The organism is Acidovorax sp. (assembly GCF_027492855.1).
GTDB lineage: Bacteria > Pseudomonadota > Gammaproteobacteria > Burkholderiales > Burkholderiaceae_C > Acidovorax.
The window spans coordinates 1-21,121 of record NZ_JAPUDY010000029.1; the positions used below are offsets into that span (position 1 = coordinate 1).

At 65.3% G+C, this 21,121-nt stretch carries 19 protein-coding genes and 1 pseudogene; 5 read left to right on the top strand and 15 right to left on the bottom strand.

The window, feature by feature from the left end; translation table 11 throughout:
* Positions 1–316: pseudogene (locus Q0105_RS05640) on the bottom strand (sigma-54-dependent Fis family transcriptional regulator); the annotation flags it as partial.
* Between the two features lie 313 nt (positions 317–629).
* On the opposite strand from Q0105_RS05640, the gene Q0105_RS05645 reads away from it, so the two are divergent.
* Both Q0105_RS05645 and Q0105_RS05650 read left to right on the top strand, forming a co-directional pair.
* A complete protein-coding gene (locus Q0105_RS05645) occupies positions 630–2,153 on the top strand; it encodes an aldehyde dehydrogenase family protein (protein ID WP_298209628.1) in 1,524 nt (507 codons plus the stop codon).
* Positions 2,154–2,534: 381 nt separating this feature from the next.
* Positions 2,535–2,909, top strand: a complete 375-nt coding sequence (locus tag Q0105_RS05650; protein ID WP_298209630.1) for a DUF779 domain-containing protein — start codon at positions 2,535–2,537, stop codon at positions 2,907–2,909.
* Positions 2,910–2,959: 50 nt separating this feature from the next.
* Here Q0105_RS05650 and Q0105_RS05655 read toward each other — a convergent pair whose 3' ends face one another.
* A complete protein-coding gene (locus Q0105_RS05655; protein ID WP_298209632.1) occupies positions 2,960–4,927 on the bottom strand; it encodes a methyl-accepting chemotaxis protein in 1,968 nt (655 codons plus the stop codon).
* A gap of 241 nt (positions 4,928–5,168) precedes the next feature.
* On the opposite strand from Q0105_RS05655, the gene Q0105_RS05660 reads away from it, so the two are divergent.
* The gene (locus Q0105_RS05660) at positions 5,169–5,609 is read left to right on the top strand and encodes a hotdog domain-containing protein (protein ID WP_298209634.1); all 441 of its coding nucleotides are present in this window, start codon (positions 5,169–5,171) and stop codon (positions 5,607–5,609) included.
* Between the two features lie 158 nt (positions 5,610–5,767).
* Here Q0105_RS05660 and Q0105_RS05665 read toward each other — a convergent pair whose 3' ends face one another.
* The 11 genes from Q0105_RS05665 to def all read right to left on the bottom strand — a co-directional run bounded on the left by Q0105_RS05665 (position 5,768) and on the right by def (position 14,873).
* Positions 5,768–6,754: a succinylglutamate desuccinylase/aspartoacylase family protein gene (locus Q0105_RS05665; protein WP_298209636.1), complete on the bottom strand. Its 987-nt coding sequence runs from the start codon at positions 6,752–6,754 to the stop codon at positions 5,768–5,770.
* Positions 6,751–7,728 carry a tripartite tricarboxylate transporter substrate-binding protein gene (locus Q0105_RS05670; RefSeq protein ID WP_298209638.1) on the bottom strand — a complete coding sequence of 326 codons (978 nt, stop codon included), beginning with the start codon at positions 7,726–7,728 and terminating at the stop codon, positions 6,751–6,753. Before Q0105_RS05670 ends, Q0105_RS05665 begins: the two co-directional genes overlap by 4 nt.
* A gap of 171 nt (positions 7,729–7,899) precedes the next feature.
* A complete protein-coding gene (pyrF, locus tag Q0105_RS05675) occupies positions 7,900–8,727 on the bottom strand; it encodes an orotidine-5'-phosphate decarboxylase (RefSeq protein ID WP_298209640.1) in 828 nt (275 codons plus the stop codon).
* A gap of 100 nt (positions 8,728–8,827) precedes the next feature.
* Positions 8,828–9,385: a FlgO family outer membrane protein gene (locus tag Q0105_RS05680; protein WP_298209642.1), complete on the bottom strand. Its 558-nt coding sequence runs from the start codon at positions 9,383–9,385 to the stop codon at positions 8,828–8,830.
* Positions 9,382–10,068 (bottom strand): hypothetical protein, encoded by a 687-nt coding sequence (locus Q0105_RS05685; RefSeq protein ID WP_298209644.1) that lies wholly within the window; start codon positions 10,066–10,068, stop codon positions 9,382–9,384. Before Q0105_RS05685 ends, Q0105_RS05680 begins: the two co-directional genes overlap by 4 nt.
* Before the next feature lie 206 nt (positions 10,069–10,274).
* Positions 10,275–11,474, bottom strand: a complete 1,200-nt coding sequence (locus Q0105_RS05690) for a phosphoglycerate kinase (RefSeq protein WP_298209646.1) — start codon at positions 11,472–11,474, stop codon at positions 10,275–10,277.
* 195 nt (positions 11,475–11,669) lie between these two features.
* A complete protein-coding gene (locus tag Q0105_RS05695) occupies positions 11,670–12,005 on the bottom strand; it encodes an AzlD domain-containing protein (RefSeq protein WP_298209648.1) in 336 nt (111 codons plus the stop codon).
* Positions 12,002–12,829 carry an AzlC family ABC transporter permease gene (locus Q0105_RS05700; protein WP_298209650.1) on the bottom strand — a complete coding sequence of 276 codons (828 nt, stop codon included), beginning with the start codon at positions 12,827–12,829 and terminating at the stop codon, positions 12,002–12,004. Before Q0105_RS05700 ends, Q0105_RS05695 begins: the two co-directional genes overlap by 4 nt.
* Positions 12,826–13,800 (bottom strand): methionyl-tRNA formyltransferase, encoded by a 975-nt coding sequence (gene fmt, locus Q0105_RS05705; RefSeq protein ID WP_298209652.1) that lies wholly within the window; start codon positions 13,798–13,800, stop codon positions 12,826–12,828. The genes Q0105_RS05700 and fmt overlap by 4 nt, the downstream gene beginning before the upstream one ends.
* 45 nt (positions 13,801–13,845) lie before the next feature.
* Positions 13,846–14,364 carry a hypothetical protein gene (locus Q0105_RS05710; protein WP_298209655.1) on the bottom strand — a complete coding sequence of 173 codons (519 nt, stop codon included), beginning with the start codon at positions 14,362–14,364 and terminating at the stop codon, positions 13,846–13,848.
* On the bottom strand, positions 14,364–14,873 hold the full coding sequence (gene def / locus Q0105_RS05715) for a peptide deformylase (RefSeq protein ID WP_298209657.1): 510 nt from the start codon (positions 14,871–14,873) through the stop codon (positions 14,364–14,366). The genes Q0105_RS05710 and def overlap by 1 nt, the downstream gene beginning before the upstream one ends.
* 199 nt (positions 14,874–15,072) lie before the next feature.
* On the opposite strand from def, the gene Q0105_RS05720 reads away from it, so the two are divergent.
* A complete protein-coding gene (locus Q0105_RS05720) occupies positions 15,073–16,284 on the top strand; it encodes a LysM domain-containing protein (RefSeq protein WP_298209660.1) in 1,212 nt (403 codons plus the stop codon).
* A 78-nt stretch (positions 16,285–16,362) separates the two neighbouring features.
* Positions 16,363–17,547, top strand: coding sequence for a DNA-processing protein DprA (gene dprA, locus Q0105_RS05725; protein ID WP_298209662.1), 1,185 nt, complete (start codon positions 16,363–16,365; stop codon positions 17,545–17,547).
* Between the two features lie 65 nt (positions 17,548–17,612).
* On the opposite strand, the gene Q0105_RS05730 is transcribed toward dprA, so the two are convergent.
* Together Q0105_RS05730 and secF are read right to left on the bottom strand one after the other, a co-directional pair.
* Positions 17,613–19,976, bottom strand: a complete 2,364-nt coding sequence (locus Q0105_RS05730) for a DUF1631 domain-containing protein (protein ID WP_298209664.1) — start codon at positions 19,974–19,976, stop codon at positions 17,613–17,615.
* A 20-nt stretch (positions 19,977–19,996) separates the two neighbouring features.
* Complete coding sequence (gene secF / locus Q0105_RS05735; RefSeq protein WP_298209667.1) at positions 19,997–20,947, bottom strand: protein translocase subunit SecF; 951 nt, start codon at positions 20,945–20,947, stop codon at positions 19,997–19,999.
* Between the last annotated feature and the right edge of the window lie 174 nt (positions 20,948–21,121).

The following is a 21,121-nucleotide window of genomic DNA, read 5'->3' on the forward strand; positions in this document are numbered from 1 at the left end:
GCGTGTGCATGAGCATGCCGCGCCGGTCGGCCAGCACCACCACGCTCTGGCTGTGCCGCACCTGCTCGAACAGGTATTCCATCACCGGGCGCGAATGGGCAAGCAGCTCGGGGTTGCTGGCCAGCACATGGCGCAGGGTGCCGCTGCTGGGGTGGTCGATGCCCTGGGGCCGCCCGGTGGGCAGCAGGCCCGCCGCCATGCTGCGCGACCAGGAGCGGGCCAGGCGCTCGTCCACCAGGCCGCTGGGGCACTGGCCGGAGTCCAGCAGGTGCTGGCGGGCCTGTCGCAGGGCGACGGGTGAGGTGTTAGGGCGCACGCGTTGTCTCCGTGCAGGGTCACGGGGCCCTGCTTTTGTGGTGTGGGGCCAGTATGGCGGGCTGCCACACGGGGGGCAAGGGCATGGACGCAAGGCCGGTGCCAACTGTTCCATTTCGTGACAGGTGTCGCGGCCTGGCACAGCCCGGCGGTGTCCGCTGCAACAGGCGCAGCGCCTGGGCTGCAAAAAAACCCAATGAAATCAACACAACCACGGGATGCCGTGGGCTGGCATGCGTCTTGAGTAAGGGATGGGCATCGGAGCGGCCCGCAGGGGCGGCCCGATGCACACAACAACCGCAGGAGACACCGCAATGACCGTTTACGCAGCCCCCGGCGCCGCTGGCGCCAAGATCGCCTACCAGGCCCGGTATGACAACTTTATCGGCGGCCAATTCGTGCCCCCGGTCAAAGGCCAGTACTTTGATGTGATCTCGCCGGTTAACGGCAAGGTCTACACCCAGGCCGCCCGCTCCACCGCAGAAGACATCGAACTGGCGCTGGACGCCGCCCATGCCGCAGCCGACGCCTGGGGCAAAACCGATGCCGCCACACGCAGCAACATCCTCCTCAAGATTGCCGACCGCATCGAGCAGAACCTGGAGCTGCTGGCCTATGCCGAAACCGTGGACAACGGCAAGGCCATCCGCGAAACGCTGAACGCCGACATCCCGCTCACGGTGGACCATTTCCGCTACTTTGCGGGCTGCGTGCGGGCGCAGGAAGGCGCGCTCTCCAACATCGACGAGAACACCGTGGCGTACCACATCCAGGAGCCGCTGGGCGTGGTGGGCCAGATCATTCCGTGGAACTTCCCCATCCTGATGGCCGCGTGGAAGCTGGCCCCGGCCCTGGGCGCAGGCAACTGCGTGGTGCTCAAGCCCGCAGAGTCCACCCCCATCTCCATCCTCATCCTGGCCGGGCTGATTGCCGACCTGCTGCCGCCTGGCGTGCTCAACATCGTCAACGGCTTTGGCCGCGAGGCGGGCATGCCGCTGGCACAGAGCAAGCGCATTGCCAAGATCGCCTTCACCGGCTCCACCAGCACGGGCCGCGTGATCGCGCAGGCCGCCGCCAACAACCTCATCCCCGCCACGCTGGAGCTGGGCGGCAAGAGCCCCAACGTGTTCTTTGCCGACATCATGGACAAGGACGATGCGTTTCTGGACAAGGCCGTCGAAGGCCTGGTGCTGTTCGCATTCAACCAGGGCGAGGTCTGCACCTGCCCCAGCCGCGCCATCATTCAAGAATCGATCTACGACAAGTTCATGGAGCGCGTCTTGAAGCGCGTGGCCGCCATCAAGCACCAGAACCCGCTGGACACCGACAGCATGATGGGCGCGCAGGCATCCAAGGAGCAGCTCACCAAGATCCTGTCGTACCTGGACCTGGGCAAGCAGGAAGGCGCCGAAGTGCTGGCCGGTGGCGGCCAGGCCCACCTGGGTGGCGACCTGGAAGGCGGCTACTACGTGCAGCCCACGCTGTTCAAGGGCCACAACAAGATGCGCATCTTCCAGGAAGAGATCTTCGGCCCCGTGCTGGCCGTGACCACCTTCAAGGACGAAGCCGAAGCCCTGGCCATTGCCAACGACACGCTGTATGGCCTGGGCGCAGGCGTGTGGAGCCGCAACGGCAACGTGGCCTACCGCATGGGCCGCGCCATCAAGGCGGGGCGTGTGTGGACCAACTGCTACCACGCCTACCCGGCGCACGCGGCGTTTGGTGGGTACAAGGAGTCGGGCATTGGGCGTGAGACGCACAAGATGATGCTGGACCACTACCAACAAACCAAGAACCTGTTGGTTTCGTACTCGGAAAACAAGCTCGGTTTCTTCTGATTTCGACCGACGCGCTTGGCTTGAATAGGCACGAACCGTTCGGGCTGAGCCTGTCGAAGCCCTGCGCGGCGCTTCGACCCTTCGACACGCTCAGAACAGGCGGGCTCAGCGTGAACGGGTGGTGTGGCGCTGTGGGTGTTGGGAGCCATCGCCGTTCGGCTCTGTAGATACCCCAGCCCGACCCTGAGGCCGGTCGTCACGCCCCTGCCACTGTTCGGGCTGAGCTTGCCTGTCCTGAGCGTGTCGAAGGGTCGAAGCCTTGCGCTGCGCTTCGGCGGGCTCAGCGTGAATGGGTGGTGGGCGCGAGATCAGTGCAACCGATGCAAGGGGTGGGGCTGGCAACCGCTCCCCTTTTGCTTTTGACAAAACGAGGAGACACCCATGGTCGACAAAGTCATCGCCACCCCCGCCGCGCTCGAACTGGTGGCCTTTCTGCAATCCAAACACGGCCCCGACCTGATGTTCCACCAGTCGGGCGGCTGCTGCGACAACAGCGCGGCCAACTGCTACCTGCCCGGCGAGATCACCATGGGTGCGGGCGATGTGTACCTGGGCGATATAGGAGGATGCCCGTTCTACATCGGCCGCGCGCAGTACGAAACCTGGAAACACACGCAGCTCATCATCGACGTGATCGAGGGCACGGGCGGCACCTTCTCGCTCGAAGGGCCCGAGGGCAAGGCCTTCCACACCCGCTCGCGCGTGTTCACCCAGGCCGAGCTGGCCGAGTTGGGCCTGGCGCCCTCAACGACCTGAAGAATTTAAGAGAAATAGGGCTGTAGCGCTTATATAACAAGCGCAAAAAGCTATCGAATTCGTAGCATTTCACTGCTGCTTGTATTGCCGTCGCCCCCCAGGCGGAACACCGACACCACGTGCACCAGGTCTTCGGCCTGGGTTTGCAGGCTGCCTGCTGCGGCGGCCATTTCTTCCACCAGCGAGGCGTTCTGCTGCGTCACCTGGTCCATCTGCGTCACGGCCTCGCCCACCTGGGCCACGCCCAGCGATTGTTCGTGGCTGGCCGCGCTGATCTCGCCCACGATGTCGGTCACGCGGCGGATGGCGCCCACCACCTCGCTCATCGTGGCGCCCGCGCGGTCCACCAGGGCGCTGCCCTGCTCCACGCGCTCCACGCTGGCGCTGATCAGCGTCTTGATCTCGCGCGCGGCCTCGGCACTGCGCCCGGCCAGGTTGCGCACCTCGCTGGCCACCACGGCAAAGCCACGGCCTTGCTCGCCCGCGCGGGCAGCCTCCACGGCGGCGTTGAGCGCAAGGATGTTGGTCTGGAACGCGATGGAGTCGATCACGCCAATGATGTCGGAGATCTTCTGCGACGAAGCGTTGATGCCGTGCATGGTGTCCACCACCTGCGCCACCACCTCGCCGCCCTGAATGGCCACAGTGCTGGCGCTGGCGGCCAACTGGCTGGCCTGCTGGGCGCTGTCGGCGTTTTGCCGCACGGTGGCATTGAGCTGCTCCATCGAGGCGGCGGTTTCCTCCAGTGCGCTGGCCTGGCTTTCGGTGCGGGCCGAGAGGTCGGTGTTGCCTTGTGCGATCTGCACGCTGGCCGAGGCCACGCTTTCGGAGCCGCTACGCACCTGGCGCACCACCTGTGTGAGCTGGCTGCGCATCTGCATCAAGGCCTGCAGCAACTGGCCCACCTCGTTCGTACCGTGGACGATGGGGGCGCCGCTCAGGTCGCCCTGCGCCACGGCGCGTGACAGTGCCACGGCCTGCGACAACGGCCCCGTGATGGAGCGCACAAACACCAGCGCCGTGGCGCTGGTGGCCGACAGCGTGACCATCAAGGCCAGCGCCACCCACAACAGGCCCTGCTGGAGTTCGGCCACGCGGGCCTGCAGGGCTTGGTCGAGGCTGGCCATCGACAGGTTGTTGAGCGCGTTGAGCGCCTCGATGGTGTGGGTAAACGCGTCGAAGTAATCCCTGGAGGCCAGGGTCAGGCCGGTGGCGTTGATCACGTCGCGCTCGGCCATCTGCAGCGATTGCTGGATCTGGCCCTGCACAGCCTGCGCGTTGCTGCCCAGGGCGCTTTGCAGTTGGGCATTGCCCTGCAGCGCGCGGCCCAGCTCCCGGAAGGTGCCTGCCTGCAACTCGGCCACGCCCTGGTGCAGCGCCATCAGTTGGCCCTTGCCCTGGGGCGTGAGCTCTTGCCTGCCCAGCGCACTGGCCCCCTGCGCACGCAGCATGCCCAGCTTTTCGCCCAGCAGCGGCGCCTGGATCAGCGTGGCCTGGATCAGGGCATGGGTGTCGGCGTTGGGGTCCGTCTGCAGGCCGTAGGTGTGGACCAGGGCCTCGTTGAGCTGCAGCAGGCCCGCGATGAGCTGGGAGTGTTGTGTCGTGCTCTGCGCCTGCTCGATGCTGCGCGCGGCCACGGCCTGCTCCAGCGTGCGCCACGTCTGCTGGGCTTCAGCCCAGGCGGCCATCTCGGCGGCGGGCACCTTGGCGGCGGCAAAGCGGGCGCTGACGTCGTCCAGCGCCGCGTTGACGGCATCGCGCGCAGCGGGGCGGCGTGCGGCCAGGGCTTCGTCGCCCCCCAAAGCGCCCACCGACAGGCCCCGGTGCACCTGCGTCAGTTGCACCAAACGGGTCAGCGCCTGCGCGGGGGCCACGCCCTGCGCCTCATGGCGGGCGTGGCCAATAGCGCGCAGCGAGCCGCTCACATACAAGTAGGTGGGCAAGGCGCTCATCATGAGCCCGATGGTCCCCAGGATGAGGAACTTTTCGAGCAGGTTCAACCGGTGCAGAAGTGACATGGCAGTAGGCACACGACCAGCGTGTGCAGCAAAAATAGGAAATCCTCGGGGGGTGGGGGGGGATGTGTCGGCGCCCGCATGCCAGGGGCGGCCTTGGAACCTGGATCAGGCCTCGTCAAGCCGTAGGAAATGTGAACTAATGTAGTTTTGAGCAGACCCAAGGGCTTTGACTCAGGTCAATGGACGTTGGTCCGCGCGGGCTGAAAAACCGTCCGTTTCACCCCATTCTTTGGAGCACCGCATGCACTCGATCACTTTGCGCTTTCTGGCGCCCCTGGGTGCCGAATCCCATGCGGGCCGCGTGTCTGGCGGCACCGTGCTGCGCTGGGTGGACGAGGCAGGGTTTGCCTGCGCCAGTGCCTGGGCCAAGGGGGCGTGCGTGACGGAGTTCGTGGGCGGCGCCCACTTTGTGCGCCCCATCCGGCCCGGCGACCTGGTCGAGGTGCATGCGCGCCTGGCCTCCACCACCGACACCGCTATCCACCTGGCCGTGGAGGTACGCAGCGGCGGTATCCATGGCGAGCCGCCGCAGGAGGTGCTGCACTGCGTGGCGGTGTACACCGCCGTGGACGCGCAAGAGCAGCCCCGCCCGGTGGACAAGTGGAGCCCCGAAACCCCCGGCGACATGGCGCTAGCCCAGCGCGTGAAGGCGCATATCGACGCAGCGCGTGCTGCGCAGTGAGGGGCGGGGTGAGTGCGGCCGCTTCTCCTGATTTGTAGTGAAATCAGGCTCTAGCGCTTGATGGATAAGCGCTAAAAGCTATATATTTAATAGCAATTAGTAAACAACTGCCGGTGCCGCCGCGCCCCTTGTGAGCATGGGGGCTCCTACCTTGGGCTCTACAAAACCTGGCGCCGCGCAAAACGCACCACCGTCACCCCGGCCCGCGCCTGACGGACGGAGGGCATGACCAGCACGCAGTCGTCGTAGGGCGTGGTCACGGGCAGGCCGTCGTTGTCGCCGATCACGGTGCCGGCTTGTTCGAAACGCTCCAGCCCGGTGAAAGGCGCCACGAAGCGAAAGGCGCTGCTGGTGGCGACGACGGGGCCGGTCACCTCCAGCGCCCACTGGCGCGGCGCATCGGGCAGACGCCAGCCGGGCAACTGCTGTGCGAGGGCCTCGGCGCTCAGGGCGCCGGACTGCTCGATAAAGCGCGCGCACTGATCCTGCGCCACGGCGCGACTGGCAGGGTCGCCGTGAAAGCCACATTCGATGAGCAGCGAGCGGGTGTCGCCGCCCTCTTCGTCCATGAGGCCAAAGCGGCCGTAGTCGCGCATGCGCACGCCGTCCTTGTGGCCCGCGTCCACCACGATGTACTCGGGCGAGCGCATGGCACGCGCGAGTTGCCGGTTGCGCGGCTGGATGCCGGTGAGCAGCAGTGGCGCCGAGGGCTCGTGCATGGAGTGGATATCGAGCAGCCAGTCGGCCTGCGCCACCCAGGGGCGCAGCGCGGCGGCGCGGCGACGCTCGGCTGTGTCGGCGGCGTCGATGTGCTCGTCGAGCCACTGGCGATTGAGGTCTTCGTCCGTAAAGCGCGAGGCGTCGTGGTTGCTGGCATCAAAGCGGTCGAACGCATCAAGGTTGCAGAGCGCCAGCGTGAGCGTGCCCTGCGCAGGGCGCACGCCAGCCTCCAGCAGGCCCTTGAGCGCCCAGGCGCCGCACAGCTCGTTGCCGTGCACCAGGGCGCTGATCATCACGTGACGCCCAGGCTGGCCCGAGTCGAAGTGCCACACGCCCTCGGTGCCGGTGTTGCCAGCGCGCCAGGCGCTGATGTCCGGCGCTGGCAACTCAAAGCGCAAAGGAGCGGGTGTGGCTGTGCTGCTCATTCTTCGATCTTGGCGAATTGAACGATCTTGGCGTACTTGGCGATTTCGCCGTTGATGAATTGGGGCGTATTCAGTGTGGGTGAGGCCACGGTGGTGCCTGTGGCCTCCAGCTTCTTGCGGAACTCGGGCGATTGCAGGGTGTCGCCCAGCGCCTTCTTGAGCTTGTCGGCCACCGGCTTGGGCAGGTTGGCCGGGCCCAGCAACGCAAACCAGGAGCTGATGTCCACGTTCTTGAACTGCGGCAGCTCCGACAGGGCCGGGATGTCGGGGGTCACGGCCGAGCGCTTGGCCTCGGTGGTGCCCAGGGCGACGAGTTTGCCGGCCTTGATGTGTGGCAGGCCGCTGGAGAGCACAAACACCCCGAACTCCAGGTTGTTGCCCACAAGATCGTTGGCGAGCGGGGCCACACCGCGGTAGGGAATGTGCGTCATGAACAGCTTGCCCTGCTCCTTCACCATCTCACCGGCCAAGTGCAGGGCCGTGCCCACGCCCGAGCTGCCGTAGCTGAATTTGCCGGGGTTTTTGGAGACCAGTTGCACAAATTCGGTCGCATTCTTCACGCCGGTTTGCGAAGAAGCCACCAGCACCATGGGCTGGGAGCCGATCACGCCGATGGGTGTGAACTGGCCCATGTCGTACTTGACCTTCTTGGTCACCAGCTTGGCGATGGCGATCTCGTTGTTGGCGCCCACCAGCAGGGTGTAGCCGTCGGGCGCGGCACTGGCCACCTTCTGCGCACCGATCGTGCCACCCGCTCCGCCCAGGTTTTCAATGACCACCGGTTGGCCCAGGCGGTTGGACAGTTCGGCCCCCACCATGCGGCCCATCAGGTCGGTGCTGCCGCCCGGCGGGTAGCCCACGACGATGGTGATGGGTTTGCTGGGGTAGGCGTCCTGCTGCGCCATGGCGGGAGCGGCGAGCAAGGCCAGGCCGCATAGCAGGGCAATACGGCGCAAGGGATGGGCGGTGGGCATGGAGGGATTCCTTGCAGAAGTACGTGGGGATGGGCGGGGTCGCCGCCTGATGGCGAAAACCCTGGCGCGGAATTTATTTGGTGTTAGTCACATCTCCCGCAGCTTGATGTGATGGCGTGGGGTGGCGGGAGATGCGAAGGGGCGGGATTTTGGCGGCCCTCCACTGCAGATTTAGCGGCTGCGCGAGGCCTCGAGCACCGCGCGGGTGTGCTGGGCCGCCGTGCGTGCCGCTGCGGCGAAGTCGGCACCCTTGGAGGCGTAGAGGATGGCGCGCGAGGAGTTCACGATGATGGGGCCATCGTTGCGCAGCCCTGCACGCACGGTGGCTGTGGCGTCGCCGCCCTGAGCGCCCACGCCGGGGATCAGCAGGGGCAGCGTGGGGGCGATGGCGCGCACGCGCTCGATTTCCTGCGGGTAGGTGGCGCCGACCACCAGGCCGAGCTGGCCGTTTTTGTTCCACGGGCCTTGCGCCAGGCGCGCCACATGTTCGTACATCAGCGGCTCGCCTTCAACACTGGCCAGGCGCTGGGTCTGCAGATCGTCGCCGCCGGGGTTGGAAGTGCGGCACAGCAGGAAGGCACCCTTGCCGTGGTAGGCCAGATAGGGTTCGATGGAGTCAAAACCCATGAAAGGCGACAGCGTGACGGCGTCGGCGCCGTAGCGCTCAAACGCTTCTTTGGCGTACTGCTCGGCGGTGGAGCCAATGTCGCCGCGCTTGGCATCCAGAATCACCGGCACCTGCGGCGCGTTGGCGCGCATGTGCTGCATCAGGCGCTCCAACTGGTCTTCGGCACCATGGGCGGCAAAGTAGGCGATCTGGGGCTTGAACGCGCAGACCAGGTCGGCCGTGGCATCCACGATGGCGGCGCAGAAGTCGTAGATCTTGCGTGGGTCGCCCTGCATCCCTGCAGGCAAGCGCGCGGGTTCCGGATCTAGGCCCACACACAGCAAAGAGTTGTTCTGCGCCGTGGCGCCGCGCAGCATGTCGGTGAAGTTCATGGGGCGTGATTTTAGTGGGGTGGCCCAGGCCATCTTGCCGCCAAAAAAAAGGGGCCGTCAAACGGCCCCTGGTTGCGCTCACGCACGAAGCGTGTGATCGTCAGCGTGGAACGGCCAGCAGGCGCTGCACATCGCGGTCGTTGGGCAGTGCGTAGTCATGGCCGCGCACGATGCGGCTGTCTTCGGTGCGCACCAGCTTCAGGCTCACGTAGGTGAAGCTGGCGGCGGCCGAATAAGTGCCCACCAGCACCATCGAGGCGTTGTGATTGCGGGCAATGTCCTTGATCTCGCGCGACAGCAGCAGCTCGCCCGCGCCTTCGCGCACGAACACGTCACCGCGCAGCTTGATTTCCTTCACGTTGAAACCGCTGCCCGCCATGGCCGTGGCGTACTGCTCGGACAGCGTGCGGCCCAGGGGCGCAGCGCGGCTCAGGTCGTTGACGTTGACCACGGTGGCCACGAGCACGGGGCCTGCGCCCAGCGCATTCATGTCAAAGCCGGTGGTCAGCTTGGCCACTGCGTCGCGGCTTGTCTGGATGAACGGGCTGCTGGCGGCTTCCTGGTAGGTGGGCTCGACGCGCACCGGAGCGGCGTTGTTGGCGCAACCAGCCAGAACCACTGCGGCCAGCGCCGTCAAAAGAAGTGCAGGGGTTTTCATTGCGAGACAACCTTCATGTTGACGTTCTTGTACGAGGGGCGCGTGAACAACGGGGTGTCAGCGTTTTCCAGGTAGTACACGTCGGTCTTGCGGGCCAGGTACTGGCCGCCACGCGTGACGGTGGTGGTCAGGATCAGCTCGGTGTTGGTGGGACCGCCAGAGTTGATGCTGTTGGCATAGTCAGCGACCGCTGCCAAACCTAGGCCAGCAGCCAATTGGAGGTCGATGTGCTCATGGCGCAGGCCGTGTGCGGCAAACAGGCCCGCAGCCAGCATGGTGAATGCGCCAGGAATGAAATGGGGGCGGTCGCTGTTGTGGCGCACCACCTGGATGCCGTAGGAGACTTCGAGCGCCTGGCCTGGGCTTTGCAGCACCACAGCGCCGTTTTGGACCAGCTTGGTGATCAGGAACTCGCGGAACCCGGTTTCAAACTGCGTGGCGTTGGCGGGCAGAGTCACGTGCAGTGGGGTGTTGGGGGCCACGCCGGCCTTGTCCAACGTGCCCAGCGTCTGGCTGACCACATCGCGCGACACGAGATCCCAGTGGCCTGCGGAGCGGACCTTGGGTTGCGAGGTGTATTCAAAATTTTCCGCAACGGGAATGGGCGCTTTCTGTGCGCACCCCACCAAGGTTGCTACAGCGCCAGCCAGTACGGCCAAGCTGATTGCCTTTGAAAACGACATGATTCCCTCCTACGGACTAGATTTGCGAGGATCTGGAAAGATGCAGCCCGCACGATTGAAAAATAATTCTGGGCGGGTTCCTCAACAAAAACAAGAAAAAATTACGCTAACTACGCCCCAGCGTACACAGTTCGTTGTTTTTGGTCACAGTTGTATGCTGGTGCAAGGCTCGCAAGCCCTTCGGTGCCTATTTGCCTTGCATTTGCTTACACCGAAGCGGCTGCACGCTGCTCCAGGATGTCGAAAGCGGGCAGCTTTTTGCCTTCCAGCACCTCCAGGAAGGCACCGCCGCCGGTCGAGATGTAACCCACCTGTTTCTCGATGCCGTATTTGGCGATGGCCGCCAGGGTGTCGCCGCCGCCTGCGATGCTGAAGGCGGGCGACTCGGCGATCGCTGTGGCGATGGCACGCGTACCGTTCTCGAACGCTGCAAATTCGAACACGCCCACGGGGCCGTTCCAGACGATGGTGCCTGCCGACTTGAGCTGGGCGGCCAGGCGCGCCGCTGTCTCGGGGCCGATGTCCAGGATCAGGTCGTCGCTCGCCACGTCGGTGGCGGCCTTCACGGTGGCGGGTGCATCAGCGGCAAAGGTCTTGGCCACGACCACGTCGGTGGGGATCGGCACCTCGGCGCCCCGCGCTTTCATCGCGGCCATCACGGATTTGGCGGCGTCCAGCAGGTCGGGCTCGGCCAGGCTCTTGCCGATGGGCAGGCCCGCTGCCAGCATGAAGGTGTTGGCAATGCCGCCGCCTACGATGAGCTGGTCCACCTTGTCGGCCAGGCTTTGCAGGATGGTGAGCTTGGTGGACACCTTGGAGCCCGCCACGATGGCGGCCAGGGGGCGCTGGGGTTGGGCCAGGGCCTTGGTCAGGGCGTCGATCTCTGCCGACAGCAGCGGGCCGGCGCAGGCCACGGGGGCAAACTGGGCGATGCCGTAGGTCGTGCCCTCGGCGCGGTGGGCGGTGCCGAAGGCATCGTTCACGAAGATGTCGCACAGTGCAGCCATCTTGCGCGCCAGCTCTTCCTTGTTCTTCTTTTCGCCCACGTTCAGGCGACAGTTTTCCAGCAGCACAACCTGGCCGGGGGCCACGGTCACGCCGTCCACCCAGTTGGCCACCAGCGGCACATCGCGGCCCAGCAGCTCGGACAGGCGCGCGGCCACGGGGGCCAGCGAGTCCTCGGGTTTGAATTCGCCTTCGGTCGGGCGGCCCAGGTGGCTGGTCACCATCACGGCAGCGCCTGCGTCCAGCGCCATGCGGATGCAGGGGATCGAGGCGCGGATGCGGGTGTCTTCGGTGATGCGGCCTGCGTCGTCCTGCGGGACGTTCATGTCGGCGCGGATGAAGACGCGTTGGCCTTGGGCCTTGCCCTGGGCACACAGATCGGAAAAGCGGAGGATGTTCATAGCAGAGGTGTAAAGGGGAAGGAGGGCTTTCGCGGCGGCCATTTTAGTAACCGCCGTAGAGGGCGCCCTCCTGTCTGTGCCAGTGCACCTGCGGAACTGGCGTTGCCAGGCCACCGGTTGCGTCCCCCCAGGGGGCTGAAGGGCCTCCACCTTTGGCGGGGGCACCGGCGCACACGACTCAGAGAGAGCCTCTCTTTACCAGCCCCAGCCGATGTGCAGCGGCAGATACACGGCCATGCCGACCACGATCGTGCCCAAGATGCCCCGCCGCCAGAAGTAGTAAGCGCTGGCGCACAGCACGGCGGGCAGGCGGGCGTCCTTGAAGGTGTCGATGAGTTCGCCCTGCGCCATGAAAATTTCGGGCGCGATCACGGCCGTCAACGCAGCCAGGGGGGCGTATTTGAGGCCGCGCTTGAGCCAATCGGGCAGCGGCAGCTCACGTTCGGGGATCATGAAGAAGGTGCGCGACACCACGGTGATGACCGCCAGGCCCACGATGGCCAGGAAGGGCTCGACCCAGGACCAGCTCATGGATGGCGCTCCTCGCGCAGCGGCACCACATCGCCCGCCTCGACATGCTCGCGCTCGTCGGGCGGGAGGATGCTGTTGGCGGGCACCAGCATCAGCTCAGGCTTGTGGCGGCGACGGTCCACCGCTTCCATCAGCAGCCCGGCGGCCACGGCGGCGGCCAAGGCCACCAGGATGTTGAGCTTGAGCGGCAGCGCAAAGGCGGCAATCGCAGCCGTGGCCGCAACCCCCGTGGCCAGCCAGGTGGCCCGGTCGAACAACAGCGACAAAAGCACGCCCAACAGGGCCAGCACCCCGGCAAACCCCAGGCCCCAGGACAGCGGCACGGCGTTGGCCAGCAGGATGCCCGCGATGGACGGCACCTGCCAGGCCAGCCAGTTGCTGGTGGCGGCCCCCCAGAAATAGGGCACCTGCTCGGGCTGCGGGCGGGGGTCTGGAAAGCGCTTCATGAAAGCCACGTAGATCACGTCGCCACTGAAATACCCCACCGCCAGCCGCTGACGCAGCGGCAAATGGGCAAAGTAGCAGCGCCACATGCTGCTGAAGATCACGAAGCGCAGGTTGACGCAGCTGGCCGTCAGCCAAATGACCCACAGCGGCGCCCCCACCGACAGCAGCGGGATGACCGCCAGTTGCGCGCTGCCCGCATAGACCAGCAGCGACATGAACACGGCCATGCCCACCGACATGCCGCTCTTGACCATGGCCACTCCGGTGACCAAGCCCCAGGCGGCAATGCCCAGCGAAGTGCCCGCCATGTCCACGGCGGCCATGCGAAAGGACGGGTGGCGCAGTGTGCGGCGAATGACGGCGACTTGGTGGCTCATGCAGGGCGGGAGCCCAGCACCATGCCGGGCTGCAGATCGAAGCCGCGCAAAAAGTCGGCAGCAGGCAGGCGCTTGCCGCCCGCGCGTTGCAATGTGGTCAGGCGCAGGGCCGTACCCTCTCCGCAAGCCACCACCACGCCGGTGCCGTCTGCAGACAAAATCAGGCCGTAGCGCTTATCGGAAAAGCGCGAACAGCTATCAATTTCATAGCTCCAAATTTTGACAATCTCGCCGCCGCACTCGGTGCTGGCGCCGGGGAATGGGTCGAACGCCCGGATGCGCTGGCCGATCACGGCGGCGGGCAGCGACCAATCAATGGCGCTTTCGGCCTTCTCGATCTTGTGGGCGTAGGTGATGCCGTCCAGCGGTTGCGGCACGGCCTGCAGGCCACCACAGGCCGCCATTTCGAGGGCCTCCACGATCATGCGGCCGCCCAGGATGGCCAGTCGGTCGTGCAGCGCCGCCGTGGTGTCGTCGGACCGGATGGCCAGGCGCTCGGTGAGCAGCATGCCTCCCGTGTCCAGCCCCGCGTCCATCTGCATGATGGTGACGCCGGTTTCGGTATCTCCAGCTTCGATGGCGCGGTGGATGGGGGCCGCACCGCGCCAGCGCGGCAGCAGGCTGGCGTGGATGTTCAGACAACCCCGTGGCGGCAGGTCCAGCACCCACTGCGGCAGGATAAGGCCGTAGGCGGCCACGACCATCACGCTCGCATTGGCGGCCAACAGGGCGTCGCGAGCGGCGGCTGCGTCTTCGGGGTACTTGCCGTCCAGGCGCAGGCTGCGCGGCTGGGCCACGGGGATACCGTGCTCTTGTGCACATTGCTTGACGGACGATGCCTGCAGCTTCATGCCTCGGCCAGCCGGGCGGTCGGGCTGGGTGAGCACCAGGGGAACGGTGAAGCCTGCGGCCAGCAGTCGCTCCAATGCTGTACGGGCGAATTCGGGCGTGCCGGCAAAAATGACTCTCATGGCTACAAAGGGATGTCGTTGACGCGCGCGTTAGTTCAGTTCAGCTCAGTCGCGCGCGCTGTCGAGGTTGGGAAGCTCGTCCGTGAACAGCACCTGCCGCACCACGCCCTGGCGGTCCAGATGGACATGGGCCAGGCGCAGGTCGGAGTTCTGTCGGAAGCGGTAGGTCCAGATATCGCCCTCAAACCGTGCCACGCGCTCCACGCGCAAGGGCGCGCCAAAGCCGCGCTGCACGTCGGCAGAGGTCCACACGCCCTGCGGGATACGCTCGAAGCGCGTCTGGGTCAGCACCTGTTCGTTGCGCACCAGCCTGCCGCTGGTGTCGAAATCGAGGGCATAGGCTTCAAAGCCTGCGGGGAGTTCGGAATACAACAGGCGCTCGCCCGCTGCCAGCGCAAAGGTCGCGCTGGGCGACCCCAGGCGGGCCAGAACCTCGGCGCGCGACGCGCCGGGTTGCTCTTGGGCTGGCAACGCACAGCCGACGAGTTGCACCACCAAGGCCCACAGCGCCACACGCGCCAGCACTCCGCCACCCCGCAAGGTGCGGAGCGCTGACGACCTCATCACTCGCGGGCCTCCCGCTGCTGCTTGACCATCTTGGTCTTGATGCGGTTGCGCTTGAGCGGCGAGAGGTATTCCACGAACACCTTGCCCATCAGGTGGTCCATCTCGTGCTGAATGCAGACGGCCAGCAAACCGTCCGCCTCGATGACACGGGATTCGCCCTGGGCGTCGAGCGCCCGCACATGCACGGCGTCAAAGCGCTCCACGCCGTCGTAGATGCCGGGGACAGACAGGCAGCCTTCGTCGTTCACATGTTTTTCCGCGCTGGTCCAGACGAGTTCGGGATTGATCAGCACCAGGGGCTGGTCGCGCTCTTCGGACACGTCGATGACCACCAGCCGCTCATGCACGTCCACCTGGGTGGCGGCCAGGCCGATGCCATGGGCGTCGTACATGGTGGCCAACATGTCGGCCACCAGCGCGCGAATGCGGTCGTCCACCACCGCAATGGGGCGGGCGACCTTGTGGAGCCGGGGGTCCGGGTAACAGAGAATGGGAAGGATTGCCATGGCTACAGGGAATAGATGTCGCTATTTTCGCCACTTTTGCGCTCCGCTGCAGGGTTGAAGGCCAATAATCGTTGCCGAATCAAGGGCTTGAGCAGAGAATCTAAGAAGGTTCGTAACGTATTTGCCCCAAGCGCCTGCATGCGGCAGGCGCCGGGTTGCCAGTGAGGGGGCGTTCACAATGCATGAGAAAAGGAACAACATGACGGCATTCACCAGCGTGCGGCAAACCGCCCTGGGTGCGCTCACCATCATCGCTGGCGCTCTGCTGGTCATGCCGGCTCAGGCGCAGAACTACCCCATCTCCAGCAGTCAGCGCGCCACGGCCCAGCAGGTGTCCGAGCGCGGCGTGCCCCTCGAAGAGCTGGCAGCCAATGCACCCGACACCTACATCGTCAAGCGTGGCGACACGCTCTGGGGCATCTCGGGCATGTACCTCAAGCGCCCCTGGCGCTGGCCTGAGCTGTGGGGCATGAACCTCAAGGCGATCCCGAACCCCCACCTGATCTTCCCCGGCCAGACGCTGTACCTCGAAAAGGATGGCGCCTATGCCCGCCTGCGCACCAGCCGCCCCGGTGGCGCCGGAGAGCCGGAAACCGTCCGGATTTCACCGCGCACCCGCAGCGACAGCCTGGCCGATTCCGCGCTGCCCACCCTCAAGCCCCATTTGATCGAGCCTTTCCTGGTCGAACCACTGGTGGTGGATGAGCAAGTGCTGCTTCGCGCACCGCGCGTGATCGCCACGACCGACGAACGCGTGCTGATGGGGGCGGGCGACCGCGCCTATGTGCGCGGCGATGCTGCATCGCCCATGCTGGCCGAAGCGGGCGAACCACGCTTCTACCGCGTCTTCCGCAACGCGGTGGCGCTCAAGGACCCATTGACTGGCGAAGTGCTGGGCTACGAAGCCCAGTACCTGGGCAAGGCCGAGTTGGTGCGCGGTGAGTCGGTCGAGGAAAGCCCGAATGGCAAGGGCGGCTACACCTCGGAGTACGTGCCCGCGACGGTGGACCTGTCGGCCACCAAAGAAGAAGTCCAGGCAGGGGACCGTCTCCTGCCCGCGCCAGCCCGTGTCCTGATGAGCTACACCCCGCATGCGCCAGATATCGAGGTGGATGCCCGCGTGGTGTCCATCTACGGCAGCGTTGCTGTGGCCTATGCCGCCCAGAACCAGGTGGTGGCCATCAACCGGGGTTCGCAGGATGGCATCGAGCCTGGGCATGTTCTCAACCTGATGACCAAAGGCCAGCGCATCAAGGACTCCACCGATCAGGCCAAGGCCATGGTCAAACTGCCCAGCGAAGCCAATGGCGTGGCCATGGTGTTCCGCACTTTCGACCGGGTGTCCTACGCTCTGCTGCTTGAAGTCCGCGACGGCGTGCGTGTAGGCGACCGCCTGGTCAATCCCAAGTAAGGTCGCGAGCAAGGGACTACGGCGCGGGCTTCTTGATGTGAAGGCTGCGCCAGTCTCTTTCCCGTTCGCCTGAAACCCATGGACCACGAAGAGCTGGGTGCTTGGCTGCGCTTGACGCTGTCCCCCGGCGTTGGCAATGCCGCCGCGCGGCGGCTGTTGTCCTGCTTTGGGCTCCCGCAAGCCATCTTTCAGCAGTCCGAGGCGGCTTTGCAGCAGTGCGTGACGGCAATCCAGGCACGGGCCTTGTGCGAGCCGCCCTCCACTTGGGCCGCCCTGTGGGAGACCACCTCCCAATGGCTGTCCGGCGCAGACCCCGAGGGGCCTGCGCGCGCCATCATCACACTGGGAGACAGCCGCTACCCCCAGGCCTTGCTGGACACGGAAGATCCCCCGCTACTGCTCTACGCCATCGGGCTCGCACACCTGCTTGCTCACCAACCTTTCCCCCGCGACCGCTGCCTGGCCGTGGTGGGCAGCCGCAACCCCACCGCCCAGGGCGCTGAAAATGCCCGCCTGTTCTCACGGGCGCTGCAGGGTGCGGGGCTGACGATTGTCTCGGGATTGGCGCTCGGCGTGGATGCCGCCGCGCACGAAGGTGCGCTGGATGCAGCGGTGCCCGGTTCATCAGTGGCGGCCACCATCGCCGTGGTGGGCACTGGCCTGGACCGGGTGTACCCCCGCAAGAACCTGGACCTGGCGCGGCGCATTGCCGCCCATGGATTGTTGGTCAGCGAATACCCACTGGGCACGCCGCCGTTGGCGGCCAATTTCCCCAAGCGAAACCGCATCATCTCCGGGCTGTCCCAGGGCACCCTGGTTGTTGAGGCGGCGCTGGCGTCGGGCTCGTTGATCACGGCCAGAATGGCGGTCGAGCAGGGCCGGGAGGTTTTTGCGATTCCGGGTTCCATCCATGCCCCTCAGTCGCGCGGATGCCATGCACTGATCCGACAGGGGGCCAAGCTGGTCGAATCGGCCCAGGACATTCTGGAAGAGTTGCGCATGCCTGCTGCGGCCATGCCCTCCGGCCTGCCCGATGTGTCCAACGGAGATAGCCCTGCTGCAGAAGAGGGCGCGGGGGACGATAGCCCAGTCGACAGCCCTTTGCTGGCGGCCCTGGGATTCGATCCGCTGGGCCTGGATGCCTTGATGGCACGCACCGGCATGGACACGGCCTCGCTGCAGGTCGCATTGCTGGAGTTGGAGTTGGCGGGCTGCGTGGCGCGCTTGCCCGGCGGGCTGTTTCAGCGCCTGGGGCGCGGCTGAGCATCTGTGTTCTTCAAGGCAAGCGGTGTTGTTGCCCCGCCTGCACACCCTGAGAGCCTGGGCTATCAGTCCAGCAGCCGCTCGGGATTGGCGTCCAGCTTAGCCAGGGCGTCGCGGGTGGCGCGCAAGGTCAGGCCTTCTTCGTCCTGGGCCACCAGCAGCCCGGCCTGCAGGTACGCAGCCAGTCGGCGCAGTTGAATGAGGTAGCTGCTTCCATCCACCGCCGCAAACAGGTGCAACTGCTTGCGTTGGCTCTGCCACGCGTACTGCACCTGGGCCGAGGCGCCGTTGTGGTCCAGTGTGTACCAGGTGCCCGGCTGCAGTTCCTGTGCCCAGGCCACCATAGCATCTTCAACGGGCGCGCCATTGTCGGCCACCACATGGATAGACGACGCATCGATGCCCAGCATCATCTCGATGTTGTCGGCATTCAGCGGCATGTCGCCCAGCGTGGCGTCGCTGATGAAGTCTTCAAGGTTGGCCAGGCGTTTGGCCATGGCGTCGATGTGCGCCTGCGGGATCGACGCGGTCTTGGACAGAAAGGCGTCGGCCAGCGTGTCGGTGAGGACCTTGATCTGCGCGTCCTGCGCCGCGTCGTTGACACCGAGGAGTGCCAGGCCCTGGCGCAGACGTTGCAACAGGCCCGGCAAGTTCTGAATGACCAGAGCACGGTCACTGCGGTTGGGCTTGGCGCTAGCGGCCCAGACCAAGTCGGCCGCCGTGCGCTTGAAGGCGATGGTATCTGCGTGCTGTGGGCCGTCGCGCACCGCCGACAGCGCCAGCACCTCGGCCCAGGTCTTGAACAGAAACTCCCGGATTTCATCGCGCACCGGCATGTCGCGCAGCATGGTGCGCAGCTCGATGGTGTACTGAATGGCCAGGGTCTCTCTTTGCTCCACCTGCTGGGCCACGCTGACGAGGCGTGAGGTGGCCTGCTTTTCGGTAAGGAACTTGGACAGGAACTTCTCGAACTCGTCGTAGACAAGCTGGAATACGCGCCGACCCGTTTCGGGGTATTGCTCGATCACCTGCACCACACGGCGAATCTCGGTTTCCAGGGCACTGCCGTTGATGCTGGTGGAGTCAAAGCCCAACACGCAGGCACCCATGCGGTCGATCAATTTTCGGGCAGGGTGGTCCAGGTTGCTGAAAAACTCCGGCTCAGCGAGCGCCACACGCAACACGGGCACCTGCAACCGTGCAAACCACACCCGCACAGCGGGTGGAATGCGGTCTTCGGCCAAGATGCTCTGAAACATCAAGGCCACCACTTCAATGATGGCCTTCTCGCCGGTGGTGGTGGCCTTTTTCTTGAGCTCCGTAGAGCGCTCGCGCACGGCGCCAGCCAGTTGCACGACAGCAGCCGGGCTGTAGTCCTCCATCAAGGTGGCAACGCCGCTGTAATAGGTGTCGGCATGCACCCTGTGGGCCGTGAGTGCGTGGGCCAGCGCTGCAGACGCGGGCGGCGCATTCACCATGTCAAACCCGGTGGCAGGCTGGGTGAGCAGGCGGCGCAGTTGCCCCATCACCCCCTGCGCGCGCTGGCGGGCGCGCGCCAGCGGGGTCATGCCGGTGGCATATGCCGTGGGCATACCGTGCCGTGGGTAACCCGCAGGCGATTGCGGCGTGCGTGGCATTTGGGGTGGAAATGCGGGGGGCTGGTGGGCGCTTCGCGCTGCCGCCATGGCTTCGCGGGTTTGGGCCAGCGCCCGCGAGGCCAGGCCAGCGGAGCCGGAGTCGCCGCCACCACTGCCTGTCACCGTGCCGCCCGAGGTACGCCGCACACGGGATTTCAAGTCCGCCTGTGGGGTAATGCCCTGCTCCACATAAAACACGTTGACCGCCTGGTAGTGCTTCTGCACCAGATTGGCCAGTTCACGCTGCAAGGGGTCCACCACGGTGTGCAGGTCGGTGCGGGACAGGCCGGACTCGACCCACTGCTCCACCAGTATCAGGCACACGGTGTCGGGCCGCAGGATGTCGTTGCTGTCGAGCTCCTGGCCTTCCAGCGATTGGGTGCGTTGGCGCAGGGTATCGAACTGAGGGCCGACTTGCTCACCAACCGTCAGCGCAATGCGCGAGGCCAGTATCTTGTTCTCCACCACATCGTCGCTGAGCAGTTCGAACTGGCTGCCCCCTGCACTAGCGGCGATCTGGCCACGGGTGGTGCTGATGTGGGGCGCCAGCGCTTCCTGCCATGCCTTGGCCGTGCGAGTGATCCAGGTGGCGTGCAACTGCTGGTATTGCAACCAGGCATCGCGGCGCGATTGCATCTCGCGCGCCGTGCCCGTTTGGTTCATCAGCCCCGCCAGGAATTCCTGGACGGTCTTGCCCAGCTCCGGCAGCCCAGAGCAGAGGCCCTCTACGAACTTCTGGCGTGCCTGGCGGGCCAGGCGACGCTGAGGAACAGAAGAGGGCGTGGATTGCATGGAAAGCAGATATTAGCGGGTCAGACAGTTGCCCCGGCATGCGGGTCGTTCGGATCGTCTTCCTTTTTCACCGCTTTGACCAGATCCTCTCGCTTCACCCCGAGCCACATGGCAATCGCCGCGGCCACGAACACCGAAGAATAGATACCGAACAAGATACCGATGGTCAGCGCCATCGCAAAGTAGTGCAGGCTGGGGCCGCCAAAGAGGAGCATCGACAGCACCATCGCTTCGGTGGATGCGTGGGTAATGATCGTGCGGCTCATCGTGCTGGTGATCGCGTGGTCGATCACCTCGGCCGTATTCATCTTGCGGTACTTGCGGAAGGCCTCGCGGATCCGGTCGAAGATCACGACCGACTCGTTGACCGAATAGCCCAGCACGGCCAGCACACCGGCCAGCACCGCCAGCGAAAACTCCCACTGGAAGAACGCGAAAAATCCCAGGATGATCACCACGTCGTGCAAGTTGGCGATGATGGCCGCGACGCCAAACTTCCACTCGAAGCGTAACGCCAGGTAGATCACGATGCCCACCACCACCATGGCCAGCGCCATGAGGCCGCCATGCACCAGTTCCTCACCCACCTGCGGGCCCACGAATTCGGTGCGGCGCAAGGTGACCTCAGGGTCAGCGGCCTTCAGGGCGCCCAAGACCTGTTCGCTTTGCTGTGCGGATGTGATGCCCTTTTGCACGGGCAGGCGGATCATCACGTCGCGCGCCGTGCCGAAGTTCTGCACCTGCACGTCGGGGTAACCCAGGCCGGAGACCGTCTCGCGGACCTTGGCCAGCTCGGCCGGTTGGCTGTAGGCCACTTCCATGACTGTGCCGCCCGTGAACTCCACCGACAGGTGCAGTCCACGGGTGAGCAGGAAGAAAACGGCGAGTGCAAAAGTGATGAAGGAGATCGCGTTGAAGATCAACGCGTGCTTCATGAAGGGAATGTCTTTTCTGATTCGGAAGAACTCCATGGTCTTCCTCCTTTAGTTCGTCTTGGCCACGGCAGTGTCGGCGCCGGGCTTCCACACCTGGCCGATCGACACGCTCTTGAGCTTTTTCTGGCGGCCGTACCACAGGTTCACCAGGCCGCGCGAGAAGAACACGGCCGAGAACATGCTGGTCAGGATGCCGATGCAGTGCACCAC